The organism is Chryseobacterium rhizosphaerae (genome assembly GCF_003385455.1).
Lineage (GTDB): Bacteria > Bacteroidota > Bacteroidia > Flavobacteriales > Weeksellaceae > Chryseobacterium > Chryseobacterium rhizosphaerae.
In genome coordinates this window covers 1-25,583 of the sequence record NZ_QNUF01000025.1, presented here as the reverse complement: position 1 = coordinate 25,583, position 25,583 = coordinate 1, and the positions used below count along the sequence as shown (strand labels likewise).

The following is a 25,583-nucleotide window of genomic DNA, read 5'->3' as shown; positions in this document are numbered from 1 at the left end:
TTTATGAAGAAATATATAATATTATTTATAGTTTTCCTTTGTTTATCATGTAAAACAAAAAATATAACGGAAATTGTATTAATTCCTAAGGGTTTTACAGGTAAAGTAGTCGTAATTTTTAATCAAAATTATGAAAATATGAAAATATTAGATAAGGGAGAAAGAGTTTATTTAATCCCTGAGGATGGGATATTATTAAGTAAATTTAGAAAAGAGAAAGCAAATTATAAGACACACTATTTCTTTGTAGATTCTTTGGGAAATAAAACTCCTATAGAATCACTGAGAGAGGTGAAACGAACGACCGTAAAAATTTATAATGAAGAATTTGGGGTTATGGGGAATTCTGATGATAAAAAAAGTTTAAGATATTTTGGGTTTTATGTTTCCAGTCTTGATAGTCTTGAGTCTTTTTTCAAATCAGATTATGAAAATGATTATAATAAACAGATTATGAAGAAAACAGGATATAATTTTTAATAGTTATTAAATTAACATTCCCCCCTTTGCTCGCGCAAGCTTTCAGCTCGTTTCCAGAATAAAAAAGAACTCTAGCAATAGCGAGGGTTCTTTTTTACAATATGGTTGTTTTTCCTATTTTAGAATATGAACAGAAGCTAAATTATATTTATCAAAACTCTTTGAATATAGCTTTGTTGTAGAACCATGGGAATGTAAATATAGTAGTGCTAGAAATTACTGTGATTATTAGGAGATATTGGAAATAGGTGTAAATTTATAAAATAATGTCCGATTAGCACGTGCTAGCGGGGAGCAAAAGGTATGGTGACTAGAATTGATAATTTAGAATATAAAAAACAAAAGAATGTCAGATATTTTTAAATACTCCATAATGTTTTTTTTGTGTTTTATATCTTGTAAAGATGTTAAAAAAAACAAATGCGATATAACAGAATCACAGGAATTTACGGCTATTATTTATAAAAAATACCATACAAGTTATTTTGTTGATTCTATTAGTGGCAAAGATAGATTAGATTTTGTTGAATTATATACCATACATTGTGGTGTTGATTGTAAATCAGAGTATTACAATATAGAGAAAGCGGTTAATTTATTTGACAAAAAGAAAGGAAATGTTTTTTACGCTGAACTAATTTGTTTTAAATACCCCAATAATTTGGATAGTATTATAAAACAAATTAAGGCTAAAAACTGTATAGACCCCTATAATATTAAGATAAATAGGATTTATAAACTGAATTCTCAATTAGCAATTTTTGTGAACTTTTCTAATTTTAATATTGGTGATTTTCAAAGAAAAATTATTTCAAAATACAAAGAATGTGAAATTATTGACATTAACACACCCTAATAAAGATGAATTACAAAGTATTTTTCTTTTGGTCATAAAAGCATTGATGACGGAAAATATACGATTGTGGTCTTCGGGTTCAAATTTTGAAATCCTATCTTGCTCGTGCTTAGAATAAAAATCAAATCACTTGCATTGCAAGGGTTTTGGCTTTACAATACTATTATGATCATTTTTCCTATTTTAGAATATGAACAAAAGCTAAATTATATCCATCAAAATCCTGTTGTAAGCAGTTTTGTGATAGAACCATGGGAATGTAAATATAGTAGCAATAGGAATTATTGTGACGTTGATCAGAAAATATTGGAAATAGCTGTAAATTTATAAACAAATGTCTGATTAACATGAGCTGGAAGCTCGCTCCAGTGGGGAACCAATACATACGGGTGAATATATAACTGACAAATAAATTATGGATTACAATACTAATATCAAGATAACTTTTTCAATATTTGGATGTTCTTTTGATCCAAACGATTTTACACTATTATTAGGAATTGTTCCTACCAATACATGGATGGAAGGAGAATTGATCCCAAATAATAAAAAAAATAAAAAGAGAGAGGAATCAGCATGGGAATATTCAGTACATTCTAGTACGGTATATTTTGAGGAAGTTTCAGATAAACTTGTTGCTGTTTTTAAAGAGAAGATGTCACTTGTGGATAATTATATAAATCATCTTACAATAAAATTTGATATTGTGTTGGAAATAATAGAAGAACAAGGCATAGTATTATATTTTAATAAATCTTTTTTAAATATGGTAAATGAATTAAATGCAGAAATTGAAGTTGATACTTATATTTTAAAAAGAGAATAAGTATAATTTTATTTTAGAATTGTAATCTCAGTCGGTGGCACGAGTTTCCACCTCCTGTCCAGAATAGAAAAAGAACCCCAGCAATAGCGAGGGTTCTTTTTTACAACACAGTTATTTTCCCTATTCTAGAAGATTGGGCAGAAATATAAAATTTATGAAAGAAAAGTCGTACTAGGAATTATTGTGATGATTATCAGGAGATATAGGAAATAGATGTGAATTTATAAAAGAATGTCTAATTTAGACTTTAATGAAGATGGAGTGCTGGCACATCTTGCTCGTGCCCAGAATAATAAAAACTAAAGCCCTTACAATGCAAGGGTTTTGTTTTACAGTAAAATTCTGGTGGATGTTTCTATTTTCCATCACAGTTTCAATCCTTATATTTGAATTATGAAAAAAGGGGTACTAGCATTATGTTTTGTTATTTTTAGCAGTAGTTATCATACACAGGTAAAATCTTTACCGAAAATTGAATCCGGTGTTTCATATAAATTGGCTCAGTTGAGAAAGAATACAATAAGTGAAATCAAATATGAGCTCAGTCTGAAGATTCCTGAAAGCAAATCGGAGAGGATTTCGGGGACAGAAGTTCTTAGTTTTAACTATAAAAAACAAAATGAAGCCCCACTGCAGATCGATTTTAAAGAAGAAGCTTCTTCACTGATATCAGTGTCTGTGAATGGGCAGATGACAAAACCTGTTCTGGAAAACGAACATGTAATCATTGACGCAAGATACCTGAAATCAGGAATGAATCAGATTCATTTCACTTTTCTTGCCGGTAATGGAGCTTTGAACAGGCGTGATGGCTACTTATATGCTTTATTTGTACCGGACCGTGCGCGGACAATGTTTCCGTGTTTTGACCAGCCTAACCTGAAAGCTAATTATTCTTTGAGCTTAACCATCCCTGAAAAATGGAGTGCCATAGCAAATGGAAAGCTTAAGGAAACAACTGTCAGGCAAGGGCAAAAAACCTTAGAGTTTAATCAGTCGGATTTACTTCCCACTTATCTCTTTTCTTTTGCTGCCGGAGATTTTAAGACCTCTACAGAAAAAATAGGGCAGCAGGACTCCAGACTTTTATACCGTGAAACGGATTCCGTGAAAATTAAAAACAGCATGGATTCTATTTTCTCGCTGTATAGAAACTCTCTTGCTTACTTCGAAAAATGGACTGATATTCCTCATCCTTTTCAAAAACATGGAATGGTTGCCGTTCCTGATTTTCAGTTTGGAGGAATGGAGCACCCCGGAGCTATCTTATTTCAAAATTCCACATTGTTTTTAGATCAAAATGCTACTCAAAATCAATTGAATAACCGCTCCAATCTCATTGCCCACGAGGTGGCTCATCTCTGGTTTGGAGATATGGTGACCATGAACTGGTTTAATGATGTTTGGATGAAAGAAGTGTTCGCCAATTTTATGGCGGATAAAAGTACCGGAGCTTCTTCGGATAAAAGTGTTTATGACCTGAAGTTTTTAACAACACATTTCCCGGCTGCATATGGAGTAGATCGTACATTGGGAGCAAATCCCATCCGACAGGTTTTGGATAATCTTCAAAATGCAGGAATGATGTATGGCCCGATTATTTATAACAAAGCGCCGATCATGATGCGTCAGCTGGAATTGTTGATTGGAGAGGATAATTTCAAAAAAGGGGTGAGCGAGTATCTTAAAAAATATGCTTACAATAATGCAAGCTGGCCGGATCTTATTGCTATTTTAGACAACCATACACCGGAAGATCTGCAAAGCTGGAATAAAGTATGGGTTAATGATCCCGGAAGACCTGTCATAGATTATGATGTGAAGTATAGAGATAATACAATTGAACACTTTAGTCTGTCTCAGCGTCCGGAATATGGAAAGGACCAAAAATTATGGCCTCAGGAGTTTCAGTTAAGTCTGTTTTATACTGACAGGGTAGAAAAGGTTAACGTAAAACTATCCAAAAAACAACAGGAAGTTTCAGCATTAAAAGGGAAAGCAAAGCCCCTTTTTATCCTGCAGAATTCTTCAGGAATAGGGTATGGAGTATTCAAAACGGATCATGCTCTCATCAAAAACTTTTCTGTAGTAAAAGATCCGATCAACCGTGCCAGTGCATATATCTCATTGTATGAAAATATGCTGAATGGTTCAGGAGTGACTCCGCAAGATTTACTGAACTTTTTTGCCGGACAATTATCAACAGAAAGTACAGAACTGAACCTTCGTTTAATTACCGGTTATATCGCGACCATTTATTGGGAATTCTTACCTGAAAATACGCGACTGAAAGAATCAGGAAATATAGAAAACATGCTTTGGAAAGCGCTGCAGATACAAACGGCGAAAAACAACAAGAAAATTTTATTTGATGGCTATCAGGGCGTTTTTCAGTCTCAACAGGCCTATGATAATCTGTATACGATCTGGAAGTCCCAGACTCCACCGAAAGATGTATCTCTTAATGATGAAGATTTTACCAGCCTTGCCCTTTCTTTAGCACTACGAAACACCAATAATAATGATTTGCTGCAGGAACAGTTGACCAGAATTAAAAATCCGGACCGCATAAATCGTTTTAAAATTATTATGCAAGCCGCTTCATCAGATCAAAAAGTTCGTGACGATTTCTTCAACGGTCTTACGCAAAAACAGAACAGAACGAATGAATCTGCTGTAGGTGCTGCATTGGGCTATCTACACCATCCACTGAGACAACAGACTTCTATTCAGTATCTGCCTAAATCCTTAGAACTGTTACAGGAAATACAGAAAACAGGAGATATCTTTTTCCCGGATAACTGGCTGCGGTCAACATTTAGTAATTATCAGAATCCAAAAGCACTAGAAACTGTTAATCAGTTTCTTTCACAGCACCCGGATTATAATGTGATTCTAAAAAATAAAATTCTGCAGGCAACAGACAATCTGAAAAGAGCTCAGGTACTGCTGAAATAGCACGAGCCTGTTTCTGAGATAAATACTAAAAGCCCTGGTGAATTTGCCAGGGCTTTTTATATTGACAGCATAGCCTGTTTCCGGACACGGACCTTCCATTTTTCAAAAAATAACTATCTTCGGGCTTCATAAAAAAAATGATATGCAAGTATATGAAGGGATTTCTGTGGGGTTGTATCTGTTATTGATGATAGGTATAGGCATATATTCTTATAGAAAATCAACAAGTAATTCGGAGGAGTTTTTAATTGGAGGTAGAAAAATGGGGGCGGCTGTTACAGCCCTGTCTGCCGGAGCAGCCGACATGAGTGGCTGGCTGCTGATGGGAGTTCCCGGTGCCATGTATTTATCTGGAATTTCCAGTTCCTGGATTGCGATAGGTTTAACGATTGGGGCTTATCTCAACTACATCATTGTAGCACCAAGGCTCAGGATTTATACCGAGGTAGCTCAGAATGCCATTACAATACCTGTATTTTTTGAAAACAGGTTTAAAAATAAAAACCATCTTCTGAAGATCACTTCTTCTATTTTTATTCTCGTATTTTTCACACTCTACACCTCAGCGGGAATGGTTTCCGGAGGAAAGCTGTTTGAATCGGCTTTTGGAATGGATTATACGGTAGGGCTACTCGTAACGAGCTTAGTTGTTGTCTTGTATACCTTTTTGGGAGGATTCCTTGCAGTAAGTCTTACCGACTTTGTACAGGGAACGATTATGGTATTGGCCCTGGTTATTGTACCGATTGTAGCGATTTCTGAAATCGGAAGCTTTCAGGAGACATTTTCACTGATTAAAGCGAAAGATCCTAAATATCTGGATTTATTTCAGGGAACTACCACAATAAGTATTGTATCTTTATTAGCCTGGGGACTTGGATATTGTGGGCAACCGCATATTTTGGTGCGTTTCATGGCGATAGATAAGCCGAAAGATTTGATCAAGGCAAGAAGAATAGGGATTACATGGATGATCTTTACCGTAGCCGGAGCTTTAGCCATAGGATTGGTTGGGATTGCTTACCTGCAAAAGTTTGATCTTGCAACGATGATGAAATTTGATGGATCAAAGACAGAAGCAGAGACTATTTTCATTTATTTCTCAAGAATATTATTCCATCCATTTATTGCAGGATTCCTGCTTACGGCTATTCTGGCTGCTGTAATGAGTACTATTTCTTCGCAATTGCTGGTAACCTCCAGTTCATTAACGGAAGATATTTATAAAGCTTTTCTGAACAAAAAAGCAACACCAAAACAATTATTGATTACCAGCAGGGTTTCCGTATTGTTGGTTGCGGTTATTGCTGTTCTTTTATCATTGGACCCTAAAGACAGTATTCTGAACCTCGTAGGAAATGCCTGGGCAGGTTTTGGTTCCGCATTCGGTCCTTTGATCCTTCTGTCCCTTTTATGGAAGAAAACAACCTGGCAGGGAGGCTTTGCCGGGATGTTGGTAGGTGGAGTAACAGTACTGGCATGGGTCTATTTTCAGCATCCGTTTAAAGACTGGTACGAAATGATTCCCGGTTTTACCCTTTCATTACTTACCAATATCATTGTTTCTCTATTGACCTATAAGCATGATACAGTGATTGAGAACGAATTTGATGAGGTGAATAAAATCATGAAGGATTAATATTTCCAACCGATATACAACATAAAAAAACAAACCCTTGCGGACAGCAGGGGTTTGTTGTATACAGTAAAGAAACTAAGGTCTGCAAAAGACTAAACCCATTCCTTTTCTACGGTAAATTTTGAAAACTCTTCGCGGTCATGATATCCGAAAACCTCTATCTCCGGATGTTCTCTAACCAGTTCTTTTAGTTTTTCTAACGATTCCAGACGCTTTTCATTGTCATCAGCCCTTGCATCTGTCAATTCACTTACAGGATGGTATTTATCTTCTAATTCTGCTCTCAGATAATAAGCATCCCCTACATATAAAAGCCATTTTCCTTCCCAGTGTATGGCAACCCCACAATGCCCAAGGGTATGTCCAAATAAAGGAATTAGCAGGATTTCGGTCTCCAGTCCTGTATGGATTCTCCTTGCTTCCAACCCAAACCATAGTTTATCCGAGGCTGAATATTCAATGATTTCAGGATGGTGAGCCAGGTGGCCTTGCAGATAACGGGGATTTTCGCTATAAAAATTAATGAGCTCTTCTGTTGAGCAATGTACTGCAGCATCCGGAAAATCTGCCAGCCCTCCGGTGTGATCCGGATCCAGATGGCTTATAATACAGTGTTTTACGTGAGCCGGATTTAATCCGAGTTTTTGGATTTGATGAAATGCTGTAAGTTCCATGTCCAGCTGAAAACCTACGGCCTCTATCAGGTCTTTTCCAAGTCTTTGATCAGGATTTTCAACATCCTGAATACCCACTCCGGTATCAATCAGCACTAATTGGTCATTTTCCTCTATCAGCAGGCAGTGTCCGATGACATCATCATTCATGGGTATAACAACTCTTACACAGTTAAGGTGGTGTATTCTCTTCATATTTTAAATAGACTGAAATTCACCTACAAATTACAAATTATACTTCATTTCTTATTGGTGGTTTAAGGTTTTTATCCTGTAATGCCGGGAGATTGAAAGAATATATGAGGAAGAGGATTGTAACCAATTAAATATGCATAAATTTTAAACTATAAGCTTTGAATGAGGCGTAAACCTTGTTTATTCAATCAACTTTTTCTTTAAGATCAATATAAGCAGTGCTCCTGTTATGCATATAACACTTGACCATACAATATTTTTAATCCCATAATGGGAAATCCAGAAACCTCCTAGTAAAGTTCCTGCTGTTACGGCAAAATTGCCACAGGACGTAAAAATGCTGTTGATAAGTTCAGGAGAACCGGAAGTGGATGAGGTGACATTGATATTACTGATCAGAAAGCCTCCCGAATGAATCAACCCCCAAAAGCAGATGATCCCTATCATCGGAATGAAAAATCCTCCATAGTAGTAAATCAATAAATGGATACCGATCAACAGGATTAAAAAAATAAGGGTTGTTTCAAATGGAAACCGGGACATATAGTTTCCGGCCATTTTATTTCCAAAGATCCCTACAGTTCCAAACAGAAAAAGCATCATGCTGATCTGTCTGCCATTCATTAGACTCACATTCTTTAAAAAATCAGCCATATATCCATACGTAGAATACATTGCCGTTATGGTAAAAAATGCAAGAAAAAGATTGGTCCATAAACATTTACTTTGTACTCTTGTACTGCTGAATCTGATGGGTGACTCACCGGTATTTTGGATAGAGGGTAAAAATAACTGAACGCCTGCCAGCGCCAGTATATTAATGAAAGCAGTCAGAAGAAAAGAGGATTGCCAGGAAAATAAGTCAGACATTAAAGTAGCTAGTGGAACTCCAAGCACTGTTGCCAGAGTTAGTCCGGAAAAAATAATACTTACCGCCTTTGATTTGTTTTCTGGAGTTGAATTTTTTTCAGCAACAGATAGTGAAATGGACCAATATACCGGGTGAAAAAATGCAGGAATCATTCTGGCAGCCAATAGTATATAGAAATTGGTGATATAAGCTGACAGAATATTAGCCACGGTAAAAATACAAAGAGAAGCAACCAGTAGATTCTTTCTTTTGAAAGATGAAAAGAGAATGATCATAAAGGGCCCGAAAAGGGCAACAATCAATGCGAAAATACTTAAGAGCCATCCTGCTTTGTCAATCGGGACATGAAATGCAGAAGCAATTTCCGGTAATACCCCAATGACCCCAAATTCTGTGGTGGTAATTCCAAAAACACCTAAAGCAAGCACGTAAAGATTTCTTTTTGATTTCATATTTTTTTGTGCAAATTTGCAAAATGGGCTATCAGAAAACTATATACTTACCTTTTAGTTCTATACTCACCTTTATGAAAGGGGGATCTGTAAAAAATGATTATTATGCCAGAATTTTTTCATGATAAAAGACTGTATTATACACCTATTGAGTTTGGATTAAGCCACATTGGAGGAACCTGGAAAATGCCCATTTTATGGAGGTTGCAGGAAAAACCACTTCGTTTCAGTGAGCTTAAAAAAGATATTCCGCATATCACGGATAAGATGCTGACCAGTCAGCTTCGGGAGCTGGAAGCTAAAGATATGATTCATCGTGAAGTATTTCCGGTAGTTCCTCCAAAGGTAGAGTACAGCCTTACAGAAAAAGGAAAGAAAGCGATTCCTGTTATCGAAACCATTATGATGTTTGGATATGATCTTATCAAAGAGGAAGGAATAACCTTTCCTCCTAAAGAAGAAAAGAGTCTCAGTGAGAAAGACAGCATACCCGGTACATAATTTTAAAACTCAGTACATACACCAAACTTCCTTTTTTACTATCTTCACATGAATAGTTCAAAATCTGATTCAAGAGTATGAAATTAAAACTGGGGATATTAGATCAGTCACCTACCTCCATGAGTGGTAATGCATTATCGGCATTGACTCACAGTATTAATCTCGCCTTAATGGCCGAAGAAACCGGCTTCCATAGTCTAATGTATGCTGAGCATCACGGTGTAGAAGCATATGGCAGCTCAAGTCCCGAACTTTTAGCGGCTATTATTCTGAGTAAAACAAAACGGATAAAAGTAGGAACAGCCGGAATTATGATGAGAAACTATTCGGCTTATAAAATAGCAGAATGGACGAAACTGCTGGGAAGTATATATCCGGGACGCTTTATCCTCGGATTGGGAAAAGCTCCCGGAGGGCTGAAAGATGCAGTAATGGCCTTAAATAATCATAAGCCTGTAGTTTTATCCAGTATGGAAACGAAGCTTGAGGAGATTATCCGGTTTCTCAAAGAAGAAAAAGGAGTTTATGAAAATCTTATTGCACAACCTACGCATCTGGAGCAGCTTCCTGAAATTTTTTGGCTGGGTTCCGGTATAACATCAGCCAGTGAAGCTGCAAAACACGGAATAGGATATTCTTTTGCTGCCTTTATGAACAGTGAAAATGGAACAGAAAATACGGAGGCCTATCTTCAGCAATTTGATCTCACCCAGTATACTTCCAGCTCTTCATTGCAGGTGGCAGTAGCTGTCTCGGTGGCAGAAACTATAGAAAAAGCCAGACGTAATGCATATGGAATGGCTTATCAGTTTTTACAGTCAAGACAGCTGGTCAGTCCGGAGGCCCTTTTTCCGCCTGAAATGGTAGAACAAAAAGTATTGGGGACTCAGGATGAGAAAGAGTTTTTCAGTATCTTAGATCGGATGATAATAGAGACGCCTCAGTCGGTGTCAGTAAGATTAGAACATATTGCAGAACAATACGGTACGGATGATATTCTGGTTCTAAGCAATATGTACCGGGAAGAAGACCGGATCAATACCTATCAAAGCATTATTAAAAATAATACATAACTGCATTTCCGTTTCATATGGAAATGTATTCCAATCATTAACCCTATGAAATAAAAATGGAAAAAGAAACTCCAATATTATATGTTATTACCGGAGGTCCGGGATCAGGCAAAACCACATTGCTTGACGAGCTGGGCAGGAAAGGTTTTATAACCGTCCCTGAAGAGGGGCGGAGAATTATTAAAGAGCAGCTTAGTCTGAATGGTGAAGGATTACCCTGGATAAACAAAATTCTTTTTGCAAAGCTGATGTTTGAAGCTTCTGCAGCAGCCTATCAGAAAATAAGCCGGATTCCTGATTTGAAAACGGCTTTCTTTGACCGGGGAATATTAGATACAATCGGTTATCTCAAAACAGAAAATATTCGTGTTCCGGAGGAGATGAAAACACAAGCCGGAGCAATGGCTTATCATAAAAATGTTTTTATTCTTCCACCCTGGCATGAGATTTATGAGAACGATCCGGAAAGGAAGCAGACCCCGGAAGAAGCAGTACTTACCTTTGATTGTATAAAAGAAACTTATCTGGAATTTGGATACCATGTAATAGAGGTTCCTAAAGATACGCTACAGCGGAGACTTCAGTTTATTCTTGAAAAAATTGGGGCAGATAATTCTGATTCAGCGGTTTCGTAGACTATTATTTTGTAACTTGATCAGGTCATTGAGTTTCCTTTTAAAATAATAACGCTATGAATATCAGAAGAATGAAAGAAGAAGATCAGGAATTTGTTATAGCATTGCTGGATCAGTTGGGATACCCTGATACAGGAAAATTTCTTTCCCAAAAAATAAAAAAACTTTTACGTGACCCTAACGAATATCTTGCCGTTGCAGAGAACTCAGACGGTAGGGTTGTTGCTTTTATTTCTGTTCATATTATTCCGCAGATTGCTCTTCAGGGAGATTTTGCAAGGATCAGTTATTTTTCAGTAGATGAAAACTACAGAAGTTCAGGAATCGGAAAGCTTCTGGAAGAATACTGTGAAAAAGTGGCCCGTGAGCAAAGCTGCGATAGAATAGAGGTGCATTGTAATGTCAATAGAGAAAAAGCACATCAGTTTTATTACAGGCAAGGCTATACAGAATCACCTAAATATCTGATCAAAAAACTTTAAATAATGGAGTATCAATTCTCAAAAGAACTCATAGAACTTGCCAATCATGATTTGTCCGTAAGGGAAAGGCTGGCGGCCAAAGGAGAACTGTCCGGAGGGTATCACCCTGAAATGGAAGCTGTTCATCAAACCCATGCAAAGCGGCTTAGAGAAATTATTAAAGAAATTGGTTTTCCAACGATTTCAAAAGTAGGAGAAGAAGCAAGTGATGCTGCCTGGCTGATTATCCAACATTCTATAGGAGAGCCTGCATTTATGAAAGAATGCTATATCATGATGGATGAGAATAGTAATGACATCAATCCCAAAAATAAAGCATACTTATACGACCGGATTCAGGTGTTTCAAAGTAAACCCCAAAAATATGGAACCCAGCTTATTCCTGAAAGAAGACTATATCCTGTAGAAAACAAAGAGAATATCAATGAAGAACGAATCAAAGTAAGCCTGCCACCATTATCCCTGGAAGATATCAACCGGATTCCCGCCTCTGAAGATATTCCTGAAATGGATGCCAGAGAAAAAGAATATACATTATGGAGAGAAAAGGTAGGTTGGATATAAAAAGATAAAATGGAGTATGATGATCTCAGCTTCTGTTCCTTTGTACTCACAAAAAATGAACCAGAGCATTGGCTCCGGTTCATGAAATATATAAAACCAATGTCTTTACAGTCTATGTAGAAAGGATTGAAATAAATAGTCCTGACAGATATAGCCCAATTCCATAAACTAAATGTACCTGTATACTCCGTAGCCTGGCCATAGAAGAATTAGGAAGCTTGGAAGCGGCAATCCCAAAGCCAAATGCCGGCTGCATCATCAGCCAGGGTGCTAACGTGGTAACAAGGCCAATAGCAATAGCTGGGAAAAGACGAGGCTGTATCAGCCAGTTTTCACCCCAGATCAAAAGAAGAACATATGCAAACATAATCCCTATAGAATAATGAGCCACCCAGCCAATCGCTTTTTCATTACGAATAGGAGAGGCCTGGATAATATTGGGATGACTGAATATTCCATTTTTAAAATGCCCAATCCATCGCCCAACAATCCGGTAATCTAAGGAAGGAATATTCCACAGTTTTTTGATAATAAGGGCGAATAGATCCATAAAAGCAGTTGCTCCTAAGCCGAGTAACACGGCATTTATTAACATATTCATTTTGACTTGTTATTTTAAACTGATCAGTTTCTGTTCTAAAGCATCTTCCGAAAGAACTCCTGAGCTGCGCCAAACCTCTGTGTTGTTTTTTAAAACCACAAAAGTAGGGACAGATCTGATTCCATACTTCACTGCAAGTTCCTGCTGTTGATCCACATCTACCTGATGCACATTCAGCCAGTCTTCCAGTTTTACTTTTAAAGTATTGACTACCGGCATCATGACTTTGCACGGAGCACACCATTCAGCATAAAACTGAAATAGCATTAATGAATCAATTTCCTGTACGTTCTGATTTCTCTGTATCATTGTTATAAAATTTATAAGAACAAAATTAGAGAAGTTGCAGGCCGTTCAGCTGACACAAATCAGGGTGAAAATGGCACAAATCAAAGATGATCCGGCTGGTGAATTAACCGGTTATTTTCCTCATGAGCATTTCCAGAGGCCCCTGCTTGTATTTTCTGCCCCAAAGTTTACTGAAATAAACACTTACAACAAAGAAAATAACAGAGTAGAGTAAAATGTAAACAGGTGACAGTGGTTTTTTGGCTGTCATTATTCCTGTATAGCCGTTCTCCTGAAATAAAGCAAACAATACGAGGCCTATACTGAGATGAGATACGTAATGAGTCAATGTCATCTGACCGGTTCTCGCAAGATCCTGGGCCCATGTTTTTTCAGAGATATACTGGCTTACAAACATGAAACCTGCAATAAGCATCATTCCGAAACTCATGGTATTGAGAATAAAAGGCAGTACCGGAGGAATATAATCAGCATTGATGAATTCACGTGTTTCGGCACTCAGATTCATAAAAGTACTGGCATACCGGAATCCCTCTATACCAATGTATACCGCCAAACCGATACCAAACATTTTTTGTTGGGTTTGTTTCAGGCTCCAGTCCAGTCTTCCGAGGTAAAGACCAACGGCAAAATAAGCAAACCATGGGAAAATAGGATTCCATCCGTTGTAGAAGGTATTTCGTAAAAAACCGGAAACAGTCCGGAAATCAGTATACTCCAATGTTTCAAAATTCCATCCGGTTTCAAAAGGAATGAGTAACAATAGCAGGTGAAAAATAGCAATAGCTATGGCTGCGGCAATCAGATAATATTTTTTATCCATGAATATCAGCATGGCTCCTATGCTCATATACCCTCCATAAAGATGCAGAATGTCTGCAGGCCACCATTGGTAAAATAACATTCCAAAGATAAAGAGGAAAAGGGCTCTTTTAAGAATAGTTTTGCGGAGCTTCTTCCGGTCTTCATAAGTATAATCCTGAATCCGGTTGGTCATCAGGGCAACCCCCATACCGGCAAGTATCACAAAAACAGTACTTGAATGTCCACTGAAAAGCACCAGAAGCTTCCCGGGTAATGAGGTATCATCATGATTTCCAAATACCATATTGAAATTTACGATAAACATTCCAAAAATGGCATAAGCCCTTGCAAGATCGAACCCGATAATTCTTTTTTTCATATTACATGATCATTTGTGGCAAAAATCATGAATATGAACGGGCATTCCTTTGATAAAAGTCAAATAATAAACTGAACCGGTAGTAAGCTTACAGAGTAGTATCAGATTTTAGCCCTGATTCTGCTTAAGGTTTCCAGGGAAATTCCGAGATAAGATGCGATATGGGTAAGCTTCAGGTGATGAAAGTATTCAGGTGATTTTTTCAGGATACTTTCATATCTTTCCTTAGCACTTAAAGCATAAAAATCAAAAAGCCTGTCTTCGAGCCATATTGTATACAGTTCAGTTATTAAAATATCATATTCCATTAATTGTGGAAACTGTTTTTTTACCGTTTCAAAGGCAATATAATCTACTGTCTCTACCGTTACATCTGTCAGGCATTCAATAATTTCTTTACCTGGCTTTTGATGGATATAGCTTTTAAAAGAAACCGCCAGATCATCTTTAAAGAAAAATTCCGTTGTTATCTCTTTTTTATCAGAAAAGAAAAATTTTCGGGCAACACCATGAATAATATGACGGCTTTTTCGGCATATTTCCCCTTGATGCAGGAGCACTTCCCCTTTTCTAAATTGTTCAACTACCGTTATTTTGCTAAGAGCTTCAAGAGTTTCCTGATCAAAAGAGGAGATTAAGGCCCGGATTTTTTCAATATGTTCTGTCATTTGGGATCTAAAATAAATTTTTCACAGTTGAACTTTCTGTATGCTAATGATTTATATTTTTGGAAATTCAGAAGATATGTGATTTCATTCAGCAATTGGGTTAGAATCAGTTTTTTAGCTGTGTTAATGTTTATGGTTTTTTCGATATTGAAGAGGGGTCACACCGGTTTGTTTTTTGAAAAAACGGCCGAAATAAGAATCGTCGGTAAAATTAAGATCCATGGCAATCATAGAAACCGTAGCATTGGTTTGGAGAAGGCGTGATTTAGCTTCCTGTATCAATTGTTTTTGTATAAAATGGCTTGCCGGAAATCCTGTGACTTCCTTGATGGTATCATTTAAATGATTGGGATGTATATACAGCAGATCAGCGTAGTCTGCCACTTGTTTTTTTTCTATAAAATGCTGATTCACCAATAACTGAAACCGGGCTGTTAATTGGTCTTTTCTTGATAATGAAAAAGGTTCTTCAGCGGTATTTTTATTATAAATCCGCTCTGCTTCCAGAAGGATGATATTCAGGAACATCCTGGTAAGAAGATCATCATTGAAAGTTGTTTTCTGACATTTTTCACTATTTAATTTCCAGAACAGGTGCTCCATCATTTCAGTTTCACGTTCGGAAAGTTCAATAAAAGGTTTCCGGGTCATCTGAAAAAAAGGAAACTGATTGAGTTTGATCTGATGTTTGATACACAATAGAAAATAATCAGCGTCAAACATACAGAAAACACCTTTCACATCTTCACTCCAGCGATTGATAATATGTAGCTGGTTCTCACTTACAAAATATAAGGTTCCTGCTTTGAAGTGATAGGTTTGATGCCCTATGGTTTCTTCTATTTTTCCTTCGGTAAGAAGGATAATGCTGTAAAATTTTCGCCTGGTCTGTTTCCCTTCTATTGCTTTTTGCCCTTTTTTAAGACCTTCCAGCTTGGCAATTTCCAGAAAACCATTTCCGTGGGTATAGCTGACACTGTTGCATTCTTCGCAAAATGACACAGGAGCATCATTCAAATAAAAATCTTTAAAATCCTGTTCGTTTCGCAATTCTTTAATGTCGGAATGTCTCATTTTCAATTTCTCTTATTTTCCGGAGTTTGTTGACGGCTAAAGATAAGCATAGATGATGATTCCCGACGCAACAAAAACATCTATAAGCTGTATAGATGCTTTGTATAAAGGCAGTGTTCACTGAGCAATCCGATTGTGTTATTGATCATTTAATAATGGTCTGGGATCAAAAAGAACCTGTAATGACTGGATCTTTTCATCTTTGATCTCATACCATCCTGATGCCAGTATTGTTTTTTCTCCCATAGTGATCTGATACCAGAAGCATACATCTTCACCGGCTATAAATGCCTGAAGAATCTTGTATTTAAACTTCATCTGCTTCATGTCTTTGATGTACACCGAAGCATTATCCCGGCTTCCCAATACTCCTTTGAATTTAAATTCCGGGTCAAGACAGTTTTCAGCTCCATCAAAATTTTCGTCATTTAAATACTGGATAAATCGTTCTGCTAAATTTTTGGTTTTATTGTTCATACCTATTTGTTTTTCTGAAGACAAAATTAAGGGATTGTTGAGCATATACTTTGTGATTATCGTCACAAAAGTATTTATAACAAGCTTTTTCTGTAGTAGTACTTTTCAAAACCCTTAGGAAAGTCAGTTTCAATCCCAATCCTTACAAATCCCAGTTTTTCATAAAATTCAGGAGCCTGGAAACTAAAAGTCTGTAATGAAATATAGTCGCATTTTCTGGCTTTACCTTCTTCTATAGCAGCTTTTATCAGTTGCTTACCCAATCCCCGACCTTTATAATCTTCAGAAACTGCAAGTTTGTGTATTTCAAGCGTTCCCCAGATCGAACGTCCATACAGTCCGCCGGCAATTTTTTCATTGTCCTGTATGATCATTTCTAAAGGCTTGTTGATTGAGTCAATATGGACTGTGTTTTTCAGATTATGCTGATACAGTAAATCTGATACAGCTTCATAATATTCTTCTGTAATACTGTCTTTCTGGGCTATTTTCATTATGATTCAGGAATTTAATTGGGTTTAAATTACAAAAAATGTGAAGGATGAAAAGCAAAAAAATTGTAAATATGCTCTTGTTAAGTATGGATGCTCCATTTTTCTTCAATTGGATATTGAATCATATGAAAACATAATAAGCATTCACAAAGCAAAAATTAAAAAATAAAACAGATAATCATAAACTATGAATACAATAATTCCTCATTTTTTTAATTATAAATGGTTGTTAATCATTGCAACGATGGTGATTTGTGGCTGTTCTGAGTCTGGTAAGAAACAAAATGTTTCGGAAAAAAATAAACAGGAAGCTACAGTGACAAAACCGGCACCGGCTATACCTGTTGCAGATACCCGGAAAGAACCTGCTGAATTTGTGCCAAAAGGATTTAGTGTTTTTGAAAAAGCCTATGGAGATTTGAATAAAGATGGGGTAGAAGACTGTATTCTCATCATAAAAAAAATTGACAAAGAGAATATTATTACTGATGAACACCGGGGAAAGCTGGATCGGAATCGCCGCGGTATTATTGTCCTCTTTAAAACAAAAGAGGGGTATGAATTAGCCTCAAAAAATAATAATTGCTTTTCATCAGAGAATGAAGAAGGAGGAGTGTATTATGCCCCGGAGCTGATGGTATATGCTGAAAAAGGAAATTTAAATATCCATTATGCTCATGGCAGATATGGCTACTGGAAGTATATTTTCAGATATCAGAATTCTGATTTTGAGTTGATTGGATATGAGGATAGCTCGAATACAGGTCCTACGGTCAACAGTACCACCAGCATTAATTTTTCTACAAAAAAGAAGCTGACAAAAATAAATACCAATGAAAATGCTGAGAGTGGGGATGAAGTTTTTGAAAGTACCTGGACATCAGTTACAATGCCAAAGGTACTCAGGCTTTCAGAAATTAAAGATTTCGATGAACTTGAGCTGTCATCTGCTGAATAAGAACAAATTAAAAAACCTGTACAGGATAGAGGTACAGGTTTTTTGTGGCTAAAAAGTTTTAATGCTCCTATTTCACACCCGTTAAAACAGCAATCCTTGTTTTTGCATACGTTATCTGTTCTTTTTCCTTTTCCTGTTCCGGTTTGTTTTTAAGGTATAAATGATAATAGACTATAGCATTTTTGGGCTGCTTAAGACTGAGATCGTAGAGAAGGCCCAATCGGTAGTAAATACCATAGCTAGCTTTAAATGTTAATCCTCTTTTATAGGCTGTTAAGGCTTCATTAAATTGATTTTTAGCTTCATAAATTCCTGCCAGTGTACTGTAATAAAGAGAAGTATGCTCTGATATGGCTTCATCAATGGTTTTTTGAGCATAAATTGCTGCTTTGTCATAATCTTTCAGTTCTCGGTAGCTCAGGGCTATATAATATAAAGTGCCTTCATTCTGCATACCCAGCTCTTCCAGTGCCTGATAAACGGTAATGCATTTCCGATATTCCTGTAAATGAAAATAAGCTTGCCCCATTTCGTTCATCACATTAGCATCGGTGTGGTTTTTCACTAGCTTTTCACCTACCTCAATAACTTCCCGATATTTTCCAAGCTGATTGGATAGGGGTAATTGAGCTTGCTGTAGCGTGAAATTTTCTGTATCTGAGGCAATAGCTGTTTCCAAAACATTGTAAGCCTGCTGATATTGTTTAAGGTCTTTATAAGCCGTGGCTAGATCATATGCCACATCAGGATCTTTAGTATTCAGAGTATTGGCTTTTTTAAGTAAGCTCAACCTTGCTTCAGGAGTATCTTCATAAGCTGCCAGTTGCTTATAGGCACTGAAATTAAGACTGTCGAGACGAATAATCTGCTGGAGGTAAGATTTTGCATTAGCAATATTACCCCGTTTGGAATTGATATGAGCCAAACTGAATAAAATAGGAAGATGGTCAGGCTGAATGCTATTCGCTTTAAGATAACTTTTCTCTGCTTCCGGCAGTTTTCCTGCCATCATGTGGCAATAGCCGATTTGAGTCAGTGCTTTACTGTCCCGGGAATCTTCAGGATATATACTTTGTAAATATTGTGCGGCATCACCGTAACGCTGTGTTTCGTAATATTCGAGCAGTTTTTCGGTATCTATTTTTGCGGTTTGAGCTGTAAGGTGGATCGAATGGTAGAGGATGATTAATAAGAGAAACCGTATTTTCATGCTTGTTATTTTTTTAACTAAAATATAGGATGTTTATTAAGTTTACAAATTTAACGGTCACTTATTGGTGATTTTTTTAAGCTTAAAATAATACGGTCAAAAAAAGTAAGGATATTTCTGTCCAAAGATTTCTTATATTCACCATAGAGAAATCTAAAAAACTTCAATATATCCATTCATTTAAAACGGACTATAATGGAAATAAAATCTGTACAATCTTTTGTCGACTATTATGAAAAAATCCGGGCAAGAACTCTCCGTATTATAGAAGTAGTGCCGCCGGAGCATATCAATTTTTCCTATAAACCGGGAAAATTCACGATAGGAGATCAAATAAGACATATTGCGGCTATTGAGCGCTATATGTACGGAGAAACGATCTCAGGACGGAAAAGTGCTTATCCGGGATGCGGAAAAGAGCTGGCTGATGGTTATGAAAATACCGTTGCTTATTTTAATGAAATGCACAGGCAAACCATGGAGATTATTAATGGTTTTTCTGATGAAGACCTTAACCGGAAATGTTTAACCCCTGCAAATCACGAGATTTCAGTGTGGAAATGGCTCCGGGCAATGATAGAACATGAAATTCATCATCGTGCAGAATTATATATTTATCTCAATATGCTGGATGTAAAGACACCCCAGATCTATGGTTTATCCGCAGAAGAGGTGCAGGAAATGAGTGTAAAGCTGTAATACCTCTATCTTTCATGATCCAGAAAAAGTATAGACAAAAGAAAAATAAGCTGGAAAATACCGGAAAAGCCTGATGTATAGGAGGAAAATAAGGAAGGTTAAGAAAATATTAATTTTTGTTGAAAAATATTTTGCCAGGAATAAAAAACTTTCTATATTTGCACCACTGAAAACAACGATAGTATCGGAGTTTAAGGAGAGATGGCAGAGTGGTCGATTGCGATAGTCTTGAAAACTATTGACTGTAACAGGTCCGGGGGTTCGAATCCCTCTCTCTCCGCAAGAAAAAACCTTAGAATAATTTATTCTAAGGTTTTTTTTATTGTTTAGAGTTATCCAAAATAGGCTAAAGAAGTATAATTGAAAGGAAACCATTCAGTGAATCATCTTTAAATAGCATTTTGACTCACTGAACAACAAGCAAACAGGTACTGATGAGATTTTTCAATTGTGAATTTTATGAAAATTAGGAAATAACCGATTTTAATATTTATTTTCTACTAATTATTTTTGTGTAATATCAGAATTTAATGATAACCTATATTATTTATAAAGTACAGGTTCTGTAATGCCTTCTTTTACTAATATATTCTTATTCATATTAAAATGCCTTTCGGTCATAAAGTTGAGATATTTCTTTAAAGAATCAAGACTATATTTTTTTCTCAAATTATCTACATTAACAGTATCAATAAGCCCTATTTTAGGCTTAGCTTGTCCATTTTCTTTGTAATCTACTTGTGTTCCAAATAGCTGTTTTTTACCGTTGTTAATCTTAATCCTATCATATAAAAGCGCATAATTTGCAGGGCTTGCATTTTTTTTATCAACTTCCTTTTCTAAGGATTTTAAAACTTTATTTTGAAAATCAACGGATTTGTCAGAGTGTTGGACAATTGCCCAAAACTGTGTTTCTCCTTTTTCTCCTACCTTATCAAATCCTAAATAGCCATATTTTTTATAAAGTAGCTCTGCTCTTTTTGTATTATCTGCCATAACACTGTCTTTAAATGTATTCCATTTTTCACGAGAGTAATTTGCATACTTTCCTTGGGGGATGTATGCTGCTACCTGATCAATTGTTCCCATAGCATCGATTTCATTTGTTAAGATTCTTTTCTCAGTTGGTGACAATGTACTTTTACAACTGGTAATGAGCAATAACAGGGAAATAGCAATTATTCTTTTACTCATACTTGTTTTTTTAATAAATATAACTTTTATTTTTTCACCAATTTTGACAAATCGTAAAACTTTATTGATTCCTGTTTAATTGGATTTTCACTCCACTCATCCCATTTCCCCGTATAGGGATCATAACCACATTTCAAAGGTTTAGAAATATCTAGTCCATCATTATTGCTGCTGGTCCGTTCGGTGTAGGCTCTGCAATCTGTACAGATATAGCGAAATTCACAGTCTTTGCAAATTTCTATTTTATCTTTGGTAAGATTCCAATATTTTTTGAAATCTTCTTGATCCAGAGCTTCTTGTAGAGTGGTAGATTTTATATTACCAAAATTTTGAGACATAGAGGGGCAATTTTTGATATTACCATCTTTGTCTATTGATATTTTTTTATGAAGACAAGAATTATAATGATGAGACTCTGTAAAATTTTTTAATTCCGGAGAAAAATAAAAAGTTGAGATACAACCGCAAAAAGTTGATGAGACTTCTTTATGAGCAAGCTGTATAACAGGGAAATACGGACTATCATATTCTTTAATTTCTGTATCAGCACAAATATAAACCTCCCTAATTCTTTTATATTTTCTTGCTAATATTTTAAAAAAATCAGAAGGAAAATCAAAAGAATTTATTATTAAACGAAGTGATCTAATACCTGTTGAATTGAAAATGGATAGTACATCTTCATAATTTTTTCCAAAACAATCTTCATAAAATCTTAGTTCTATTGATTCACAACGTATATTGTCTAATAATTCTATGTTAGTGCTGAGTAATTTAAGTGAAATATCTTCCCCTATTTCAATAATTGCATTACTGATTATATTTGGAGAATCATAGCTAAGATCAATAGAAGGAAATCTATCATGAAGAGAATCATCAAAAAATATAAATTCTTCATCTAGTAAAAACTGGATATAAGAATCAAATACTTCTAGATCTTCTATATCATTATATGCTTTTCTAAGGATATCTAAATTTCTTTCGATAGTGAGGTTGTTCAAAATTTCAAAAAGAGTATTTGGAATTATTTCATAATTTTTCCGTTGAACATCACAAATAATACTTTGAGTACTACCTTGTACTAAAAAACAGCAAGAAAAGAGATATATGTAGTTATTTGTTTTTTTCATCATCTAGAATTTCAAATTTGCTGATAGGTTTATAAAAAAGAAAGCTGAATGTTTCAGAAGAGTTTATCCTGTCAATATCAATCAGAACAGCTTTTCCTCCACTTACAGACTTTAAGTTTTTTAAAAGAATACTTTTTTTATATTTATTTGTTTTCATGATCTTTTTGAATTAGATTTTTTGCTATTTTTTTTTCAATATAATAATTACATGGGTTTGAAACCATTCCAAATTGACCTAAAGGATTTACTTCTAAAAAAATCAATTCATTATCTTCGGAACAGATTATATCTAATGAACCCGTCTCTAGATTTGATTTTTTCATAAATTTTTTAATTTTATTTTCTTCTTTGAGAGTTAACTGAAACGGGATATTCCTATTAGGTAATTGGTTATCATATTGTCTGAAATCGACAGCAGTTTTTTCATTTTTGGACGAGAAAATAGCCATAGGATAACAATCGCCTTTGTCATAGAATATCCTTAATTCGTATTTCTTTTTAATCTCAGCCTGAAACAATGATGGGAAAAAAAATGTCGGAATTTTTTCTTTAATATAGTCCTCGGTAATTCTTGCTGTAAAAGTACCCATTAATTTTTTTGTTGGTTTATCATAAAATGATTCAACATCGCTAATAGGTTTTACTATTATTGATCCATGTTTTTTGAAAAAAGTAACAAGTTCCTTTTTATTATTGGTAATAAGGGTATCAGGTATTTTGAATCCTACTTCTTTTGCTATAATAAGCTGTTCTGTTTTTGACAGAAACTCTTGGAAATAGTCATGTCTATTGTACCATTTACTTTCTTCAAAACACGAAAAGAAATATTGTGTTAGCGCATAGAACTCTTTACGTAAATAAGAATTTACTTTTTTATTTCTATTTAAGGTATATTCTGAATTTAGCCATCGTCTATACCAAATGACATTCACTTGTGAAGGATTAGTATCATTAAATTCACAATCATTTAATTTATCAGAAAATAATATTTTGTGCTTATTTTCTATAAGTTCTTTTCCATTAATTCGCTTAGCGTTACCTCCAAGGTGTTGAATCCATTCAAATATTATATCGGTAGTGTATTCAAACTGATCTTGACTAAAAAGTAGTATCATTCTAAAGTTATTTCTAAATTATCGCCATTTAATAAAGAGTAAACAGCTTTTACAAGTGTTGAATTATTGAAATAAAATTTAGCTTCTGATTTAGCAATTGAAGAAATCATTCTAGCGGAAATTTCTTTACATATTATAGATTTTCCCCCAATCATTATTGGATAATTAGTATTTGTTAATCTATATAAAAATCGCAAAGTAATTGCTCCTTTCCATTCTAACCAACGTACATCTGCCCATTGATCCCCTACTTCTAATTTCCAACTCCATTTTTTTTTGTTAAATTTTATATTAGGGAATGGTAAAAATTCGAGTTGTTTTAAATAATCATTATCACGAGGTGGATGTGTCCAAAATTCATTTGAGTTGTCAATGAATCCTGTTAACTCGAAATACTTGGCTGAGTTACATTCTTGCTCAGTTTTGCAAGTATAGTACTTTACTGGAAGTTGATCTGGAATATCATATTTTTTATTAGGTAAATATATTGCCTTAATAAAATTTGGAACATCCTTATAATGATTTGCTTTATTTATTCTATTAGAAGAATCGATAATTACTTTATACATTAATTGTTTTTCCTGAGATTTGACCTTCATGAAAAAAGAAATTAATATAAGTAAAAGAAGTTTAATTTTATCCATAATTTAAATATACTTCTCAATCAAAAAAGATTGAGAAGTATTTAGTTATTTTAGTAAATTATTTATCTGTATCAGATTTACTATCTGTACAGTCTGAAGCTCCATTACTTCCACTATCAACACAGTTAGTATCAGTGAATGACTGAGAAGTCATAGCCATCAATCCGCCTTTTATAGCGTATAAACTTTCTTTTTTAATGCTCTTTGCTTGCAATTTTTGTAACTTTTTCATAATAAAAAATTTAGTTATTTATCTTTACTTTGATCTCCACAATCCCATGATCCCGAAGTTCCAGTTTCTACACAGTTTGAACTATAAACTGTATAATCCGGCGCGATTAATCCACCAAAAATCGTTTTTACATTTTTTTTAGAAATCTCTTTTGATTTCAATTTTTCTAATTTTTTCATTTTCCAGTTATTTATTTATCAGTTATAGCATCTTCACAATCCCAGATACCTCCACCACTATTAACAGTGTTAGTGCAATTAAAAGATTCATCTGCCTTTTTAAAAGCTCCGAATATAGAACTTAACTTTTTTGAAGAAAGCTCTTTATTCTTTAACTTTTGTAACTTTTTCATTTTATTAAAAATTTAATTAATGATTAATTTTTGCCATACAATCCCTGACATGGGATTTTTGCTGATCAGCTTTATATTTATTTTTTATACTGTACACATATAAAAATTAAATATCTGTGTTTTTATTTGAAGCAAACTTATGCATGAAACTGACATGAAAAAAGAAAATGAAGTCTAAATTTGTAAATTTAGAGCTATATATTTGTAAAAATTTAATATTTAAAATATTGAATATTAGTTATTTGTGTTATTTTCAGAACCTGTTTGTTTTTCAATCTCTTTAAGGTAAATAGAAAGAGTGGTACCTGTTTTTTTCTTAAAAGCTAGAGAAAATGCTTGCTCATTATTATATCCCAATTCATCTGATATGACAGATAACTTGTAAGAGCGGAATCTTCTGTCCTTAACCAACTTGTTTAGCGCATAGTTGATACGAAGATCATTAAGATAAGCTGCAAAATTTTTTCCTTTCTGAGTGTTGATTACCTCTGATAAATACGTGGTATTAGTTTTAATGCTTTTTGCCAGACTGGCTGAGGTAATGCCCTTCTTTAAGAAAAGCTCTTTTGTTTCAAAAATCTCTAAATTCTTTAAAATAGACTGAGTAACATCGTCAGGAACAGTTTTAATTTTACTTTCAATTTCAATCTTTTCAGAGGTTAGAGATATTTCTGTCTTACTTTCATTTTTGATACTAGCTGTTCCAGAATTTCTTTTTTCAATCAAATAAATTAAATCTTGAGCAATTTTTCGATGTTGTTTTTCGGCTTTCTTAGCTTTATAATAAAAGTATACAAACAATAAAAGTATAAATATTAAAATGCTAACAGAAACATATAAAACTGTTTTCCTGTTTTTTAAATCATTAATTATATCCTCTTTTTCTTGCAAAAGATTTGGAGTATCATACTTTTTGGGTATCTCTGTAGATAAATACTGAAACTGTTCATCAAGCTTTTTATCAACTTTTAAAAATCTATCAATATAATAAAGTTGTTTTTCTTTATCATTATTTCCCTTATAATAATCTATAAGAT

At 34.8% G+C, this 25,583-nt stretch carries 31 protein-coding genes and 1 tRNA gene; 13 read left to right on the top strand and 19 right to left on the bottom strand.

The window, feature by feature from the left end; genetic code table 11:
- Positions 1–3: 3 nt before the first annotated feature.
- The 5 genes from DRF57_RS18095 to putP all read left to right on the top strand — a co-directional run bounded on the left by DRF57_RS18095 (position 4) and on the right by putP (position 6,759).
- Positions 4–480: a DUF6843 domain-containing protein gene (locus DRF57_RS18095; protein ID WP_123863348.1), complete on the top strand. Its 477-nt coding sequence runs from the start codon at positions 4–6 to the stop codon at positions 478–480.
- Between the two features lie 346 nt (positions 481–826).
- Complete coding sequence (locus DRF57_RS18090; RefSeq protein WP_123863347.1) at positions 827–1,336, top strand: hypothetical protein; 510 nt, start codon at positions 827–829, stop codon at positions 1,334–1,336.
- Positions 1,337–1,751: 415 nt separating this feature from the next.
- A complete protein-coding gene (locus DRF57_RS18080; RefSeq protein ID WP_115920023.1) occupies positions 1,752–2,162 on the top strand; it encodes a DUF4279 domain-containing protein in 411 nt (136 codons plus the stop codon).
- A 504-nt stretch (positions 2,163–2,666) separates the two neighbouring features.
- Positions 2,667–5,120: a M1 family aminopeptidase gene (locus DRF57_RS18075; RefSeq protein ID WP_228450377.1), complete on the top strand. Its 2,454-nt coding sequence runs from the start codon at positions 2,667–2,669 to the stop codon at positions 5,118–5,120.
- Positions 5,121–5,262: 142 nt separating this feature from the next.
- Positions 5,263–6,759: a sodium/proline symporter PutP gene (gene putP / locus DRF57_RS18070; RefSeq protein ID WP_084084638.1), complete on the top strand. Its 1,497-nt coding sequence runs from the start codon at positions 5,263–5,265 to the stop codon at positions 6,757–6,759.
- A 92-nt stretch (positions 6,760–6,851) separates the two neighbouring features.
- On the opposite strand, the gene DRF57_RS18065 is transcribed toward putP, so the two are convergent.
- Both DRF57_RS18065 and DRF57_RS18060 read right to left on the bottom strand, forming a co-directional pair.
- Positions 6,852–7,628, bottom strand: a complete 777-nt coding sequence (locus tag DRF57_RS18065; RefSeq protein WP_115920019.1) for an MBL fold metallo-hydrolase — start codon at positions 7,626–7,628, stop codon at positions 6,852–6,854.
- Positions 7,629–7,808: 180 nt separating this feature from the next.
- Positions 7,809–8,951: an MFS transporter gene (locus DRF57_RS18060; protein WP_115920017.1), complete on the bottom strand. Its 1,143-nt coding sequence runs from the start codon at positions 8,949–8,951 to the stop codon at positions 7,809–7,811.
- A gap of 105 nt (positions 8,952–9,056) precedes the next feature.
- Between DRF57_RS18060 and DRF57_RS18055 the strand changes: the two genes are divergently transcribed.
- The 5 genes from DRF57_RS18055 (at position 9,057) to DRF57_RS18035 (ending at position 12,206) form a co-directional block, all read left to right on the top strand.
- Positions 9,057–9,452 (top strand): winged helix-turn-helix transcriptional regulator, encoded by a 396-nt coding sequence (locus tag DRF57_RS18055; protein ID WP_047496274.1) that lies wholly within the window; start codon positions 9,057–9,059, stop codon positions 9,450–9,452.
- Positions 9,453–9,529: 77 nt separating this feature from the next.
- Positions 9,530–10,525 carry an MsnO8 family LLM class oxidoreductase gene (locus tag DRF57_RS18050; RefSeq protein WP_115920015.1) on the top strand — a complete coding sequence of 332 codons (996 nt, stop codon included), beginning with the start codon at positions 9,530–9,532 and terminating at the stop codon, positions 10,523–10,525.
- A 56-nt stretch (positions 10,526–10,581) separates the two neighbouring features.
- A complete protein-coding gene (locus tag DRF57_RS18045; RefSeq protein ID WP_115920013.1) occupies positions 10,582–11,160 on the top strand; it encodes an AAA family ATPase in 579 nt (192 codons plus the stop codon).
- Between the two features lie 56 nt (positions 11,161–11,216).
- On the top strand, positions 11,217–11,642 hold the full coding sequence (locus tag DRF57_RS18040; protein WP_047496265.1) for a GNAT family N-acetyltransferase: 426 nt from the start codon (positions 11,217–11,219) through the stop codon (positions 11,640–11,642).
- A 3-nt stretch (positions 11,643–11,645) separates the two neighbouring features.
- Positions 11,646–12,206: a DUF6624 domain-containing protein gene (locus DRF57_RS18035; RefSeq protein ID WP_115920011.1), complete on the top strand. Its 561-nt coding sequence runs from the start codon at positions 11,646–11,648 to the stop codon at positions 12,204–12,206.
- A gap of 112 nt (positions 12,207–12,318) precedes the next feature.
- Here the strand turns inward: DRF57_RS18035 and DRF57_RS18030 are convergent, their stop codons facing one another.
- The 7 genes from DRF57_RS18030 to DRF57_RS18000 all read right to left on the bottom strand — a co-directional run bounded on the left by DRF57_RS18030 (position 12,319) and on the right by DRF57_RS18000 (position 17,012).
- Positions 12,319–12,807, bottom strand: coding sequence for a DUF2938 domain-containing protein (locus tag DRF57_RS18030; protein WP_115920009.1), 489 nt, complete (start codon positions 12,805–12,807; stop codon positions 12,319–12,321).
- Positions 12,808–12,816: 9 nt separating this feature from the next.
- Positions 12,817–13,116, bottom strand: a complete 300-nt coding sequence (locus DRF57_RS18025) for a thioredoxin family protein (RefSeq protein WP_052188805.1) — start codon at positions 13,114–13,116, stop codon at positions 12,817–12,819.
- A gap of 103 nt (positions 13,117–13,219) precedes the next feature.
- The gene (locus tag DRF57_RS18020; protein ID WP_115920007.1) at positions 13,220–14,299 is read right to left on the bottom strand and encodes a DUF418 domain-containing protein; all 1,080 of its coding nucleotides are present in this window, start codon (positions 14,297–14,299) and stop codon (positions 13,220–13,222) included.
- Between the two features lie 101 nt (positions 14,300–14,400).
- Positions 14,401–14,967, bottom strand: coding sequence for a Crp/Fnr family transcriptional regulator (locus tag DRF57_RS18015; RefSeq protein WP_115920005.1), 567 nt, complete (start codon positions 14,965–14,967; stop codon positions 14,401–14,403).
- A 123-nt stretch (positions 14,968–15,090) separates the two neighbouring features.
- The gene (locus tag DRF57_RS18010) at positions 15,091–16,041 is read right to left on the bottom strand and encodes a helix-turn-helix domain-containing protein (protein ID WP_047496251.1); all 951 of its coding nucleotides are present in this window, start codon (positions 16,039–16,041) and stop codon (positions 15,091–15,093) included.
- Between the two features lie 138 nt (positions 16,042–16,179).
- The gene (locus DRF57_RS18005) at positions 16,180–16,518 is read right to left on the bottom strand and encodes a nuclear transport factor 2-like protein (protein WP_115920082.1); all 339 of its coding nucleotides are present in this window, start codon (positions 16,516–16,518) and stop codon (positions 16,180–16,182) included.
- A 74-nt stretch (positions 16,519–16,592) separates the two neighbouring features.
- Positions 16,593–17,012, bottom strand: coding sequence for a GNAT family N-acetyltransferase (locus DRF57_RS18000; protein WP_115920003.1), 420 nt, complete (start codon positions 17,010–17,012; stop codon positions 16,593–16,595).
- A gap of 187 nt (positions 17,013–17,199) precedes the next feature.
- Here DRF57_RS18000 and DRF57_RS17995 point away from each other — a divergent pair, with 187 nt between their 5' ends.
- Positions 17,200–17,970 (top strand): hypothetical protein, encoded by a 771-nt coding sequence (locus DRF57_RS17995; RefSeq protein WP_206607203.1) that lies wholly within the window; start codon positions 17,200–17,202, stop codon positions 17,968–17,970.
- A 67-nt stretch (positions 17,971–18,037) separates the two neighbouring features.
- Here the strand turns inward: DRF57_RS17995 and DRF57_RS17990 are convergent, their stop codons facing one another.
- A complete protein-coding gene (locus DRF57_RS17990; RefSeq protein WP_115920001.1) occupies positions 18,038–19,180 on the bottom strand; it encodes a tetratricopeptide repeat protein in 1,143 nt (380 codons plus the stop codon).
- A gap of 195 nt (positions 19,181–19,375) precedes the next feature.
- Between DRF57_RS17990 and DRF57_RS17985 the strand changes: the two genes are divergently transcribed.
- Together DRF57_RS17985 and DRF57_RS17980 are read left to right on the top strand one after the other, a co-directional pair.
- Complete coding sequence (locus tag DRF57_RS17985) at positions 19,376–19,879, top strand: DinB family protein (RefSeq protein WP_047496242.1); 504 nt, start codon at positions 19,376–19,378, stop codon at positions 19,877–19,879.
- 195 nt (positions 19,880–20,074) lie between these two features.
- Positions 20,075–20,159: transfer RNA gene (locus DRF57_RS17980), tRNA-Ser, on the top strand.
- 263 nt (positions 20,160–20,422) lie between these two features.
- On the opposite strand, the gene DRF57_RS17975 is transcribed toward DRF57_RS17980, so the two are convergent.
- From DRF57_RS17975 to DRF57_RS17955, 9 genes are all read right to left on the bottom strand, one after another.
- Complete coding sequence (locus DRF57_RS17975) at positions 20,423–21,073, bottom strand: DUF6624 domain-containing protein (RefSeq protein WP_115919999.1); 651 nt, start codon at positions 21,071–21,073, stop codon at positions 20,423–20,425.
- Positions 21,074–21,099: 26 nt separating this feature from the next.
- Positions 21,100–22,203 carry a grasp-with-spasm system SPASM domain peptide maturase gene (gwsS, locus tag DRF57_RS17970; RefSeq protein ID WP_157969913.1) on the bottom strand — a complete coding sequence of 368 codons (1,104 nt, stop codon included), beginning with the start codon at positions 22,201–22,203 and terminating at the stop codon, positions 21,100–21,102.
- Entirely contained in the window at positions 22,187–22,360 is a 174-nt protein-coding gene (locus tag DRF57_RS23715; protein ID WP_157969912.1) for a hypothetical protein, read from the bottom strand. Before DRF57_RS23715 ends, gwsS begins: the two co-directional genes overlap by 17 nt.
- Positions 22,347–23,318 carry a grasp-with-spasm system ATP-grasp peptide maturase gene (gwsG, locus tag DRF57_RS17965; protein ID WP_115919995.1) on the bottom strand — a complete coding sequence of 324 codons (972 nt, stop codon included), beginning with the start codon at positions 23,316–23,318 and terminating at the stop codon, positions 22,347–22,349. Before gwsG ends, DRF57_RS23715 begins: the two co-directional genes overlap by 14 nt.
- Entirely contained in the window at positions 23,315–23,962 is a 648-nt protein-coding gene (locus tag DRF57_RS17960) for a hypothetical protein (RefSeq protein WP_115919993.1), read from the bottom strand. The genes gwsG and DRF57_RS17960 overlap by 4 nt, the downstream gene beginning before the upstream one ends.
- Before the next feature lie 58 nt (positions 23,963–24,020).
- Positions 24,021–24,194 (bottom strand): hypothetical protein, encoded by a 174-nt coding sequence (locus tag DRF57_RS23710; protein ID WP_156126144.1) that lies wholly within the window; start codon positions 24,192–24,194, stop codon positions 24,021–24,023.
- 14 nt (positions 24,195–24,208) lie between these two features.
- Entirely contained in the window at positions 24,209–24,373 is a 165-nt protein-coding gene (locus DRF57_RS23705; RefSeq protein WP_156126143.1) for a hypothetical protein, read from the bottom strand.
- A gap of 11 nt (positions 24,374–24,384) precedes the next feature.
- Positions 24,385–24,546, bottom strand: a complete 162-nt coding sequence (locus DRF57_RS23700; protein ID WP_156126142.1) for a hypothetical protein — start codon at positions 24,544–24,546, stop codon at positions 24,385–24,387.
- Positions 24,547–24,780: 234 nt separating this feature from the next.
- Positions 24,781–25,583 (bottom strand): helix-turn-helix domain-containing protein (locus DRF57_RS17955; protein ID WP_115919991.1); only part of this gene is annotated, 803 nt, incomplete at its 5' end.

What these genes read in the sequence shown, in the direction of transcription:
- DRF57_RS18095 (WP_123863348.1), top strand. Translation starts at nt 4, where the DNA reads ATGAAGAAATATATAATATTATTTATAGTTTTCCTTTGTTTATCATGT.
- DRF57_RS18090 (WP_123863347.1), top strand. Translation starts at nt 827, where the DNA reads ATGTCAGATATTTTTAAATACTCCATAATGTTTTTTTTGTGTTTTATA.
- DRF57_RS18080 (WP_115920023.1), top strand. Translation starts at nt 1,752, where the DNA reads ATGGATTACAATACTAATATCAAGATAACTTTTTCAATATTTGGATGT.
- putP (WP_084084638.1), top strand. Translation starts at nt 5,263, where the DNA reads ATGCAAGTATATGAAGGGATTTCTGTGGGGTTGTATCTGTTATTGATG.
- DRF57_RS18065 (WP_115920019.1), bottom strand. Translation starts at nt 7,628, where the DNA reads ATGAAGAGAATACACCACCTTAACTGTGTAAGAGTTGTTATACCCATG.
- DRF57_RS18060 (WP_115920017.1), bottom strand. Translation starts at nt 8,951, where the DNA reads ATGAAATCAAAAAGAAATCTTTACGTGCTTGCTTTAGGTGTTTTTGGA.
- DRF57_RS18055 (WP_047496274.1), top strand. Translation starts at nt 9,057, where the DNA reads ATGCCAGAATTTTTTCATGATAAAAGACTGTATTATACACCTATTGAG.
- DRF57_RS18050 (WP_115920015.1), top strand. Translation starts at nt 9,530, where the DNA reads ATGAAATTAAAACTGGGGATATTAGATCAGTCACCTACCTCCATGAGT.
- DRF57_RS18045 (WP_115920013.1), top strand. Translation starts at nt 10,582, where the DNA reads ATGGAAAAAGAAACTCCAATATTATATGTTATTACCGGAGGTCCGGGA.
- DRF57_RS18040 (WP_047496265.1), top strand. Translation starts at nt 11,217, where the DNA reads ATGAATATCAGAAGAATGAAAGAAGAAGATCAGGAATTTGTTATAGCA.
- DRF57_RS18035 (WP_115920011.1), top strand. Translation starts at nt 11,646, where the DNA reads ATGGAGTATCAATTCTCAAAAGAACTCATAGAACTTGCCAATCATGAT.
- DRF57_RS18030 (WP_115920009.1), bottom strand. Translation starts at nt 12,807, where the DNA reads ATGAATATGTTAATAAATGCCGTGTTACTCGGCTTAGGAGCAACTGCT.
- DRF57_RS18025 (WP_052188805.1), bottom strand. Translation starts at nt 13,116, where the DNA reads ATGATACAGAGAAATCAGAACGTACAGGAAATTGATTCATTAATGCTA.
- DRF57_RS18020 (WP_115920007.1), bottom strand. Translation starts at nt 14,299, where the DNA reads ATGAAAAAAAGAATTATCGGGTTCGATCTTGCAAGGGCTTATGCCATT.
- DRF57_RS18015 (WP_115920005.1), bottom strand. Translation starts at nt 14,967, where the DNA reads ATGACAGAACATATTGAAAAAATCCGGGCCTTAATCTCCTCTTTTGAT.
- DRF57_RS18010 (WP_047496251.1), bottom strand. Translation starts at nt 16,041, where the DNA reads ATGAGACATTCCGACATTAAAGAATTGCGAAACGAACAGGATTTTAAA.
- DRF57_RS18005 (WP_115920082.1), bottom strand. Translation starts at nt 16,518, where the DNA reads ATGAACAATAAAACCAAAAATTTAGCAGAACGATTTATCCAGTATTTA.
- DRF57_RS18000 (WP_115920003.1), bottom strand. Translation starts at nt 17,012, where the DNA reads ATGAAAATAGCCCAGAAAGACAGTATTACAGAAGAATATTATGAAGCT.
- DRF57_RS17995 (WP_206607203.1), top strand. Translation starts at nt 17,200, where the DNA reads ATGAATACAATAATTCCTCATTTTTTTAATTATAAATGGTTGTTAATC.
- DRF57_RS17990 (WP_115920001.1), bottom strand. Translation starts at nt 19,180, where the DNA reads ATGAAAATACGGTTTCTCTTATTAATCATCCTCTACCATTCGATCCAC.
- DRF57_RS17985 (WP_047496242.1), top strand. Translation starts at nt 19,376, where the DNA reads ATGGAAATAAAATCTGTACAATCTTTTGTCGACTATTATGAAAAAATC.
- DRF57_RS17975 (WP_115919999.1), bottom strand. Translation starts at nt 21,073, where the DNA reads ATGAGTAAAAGAATAATTGCTATTTCCCTGTTATTGCTCATTACCAGT.
- gwsS (WP_157969913.1), bottom strand. Translation starts at nt 22,203, where the DNA reads ATGAAAAAAACAAATAACTACATATATCTCTTTTCTTGCTGTTTTTTA.
- DRF57_RS23715 (WP_157969912.1), bottom strand. Translation starts at nt 22,360, where the DNA reads ATGAAAACAAATAAATATAAAAAAAGTATTCTTTTAAAAAACTTAAAG.
- gwsG (WP_115919995.1), bottom strand. Translation starts at nt 23,318, where the DNA reads ATGATACTACTTTTTAGTCAAGATCAGTTTGAATACACTACCGATATA.
- DRF57_RS17960 (WP_115919993.1), bottom strand. Translation starts at nt 23,962, where the DNA reads ATGGATAAAATTAAACTTCTTTTACTTATATTAATTTCTTTTTTCATG.
- DRF57_RS23710 (WP_156126144.1), bottom strand. Translation starts at nt 24,194, where the DNA reads ATGAAAAAGTTACAAAAATTGCAAGCAAAGAGCATTAAAAAAGAAAGT.
- DRF57_RS23705 (WP_156126143.1), bottom strand. Translation starts at nt 24,373, where the DNA reads ATGAAAAAATTAGAAAAATTGAAATCAAAAGAGATTTCTAAAAAAAAT.
- DRF57_RS23700 (WP_156126142.1), bottom strand. Translation starts at nt 24,546, where the DNA reads ATGAAAAAGTTACAAAAGTTAAAGAATAAAGAGCTTTCTTCAAAAAAG.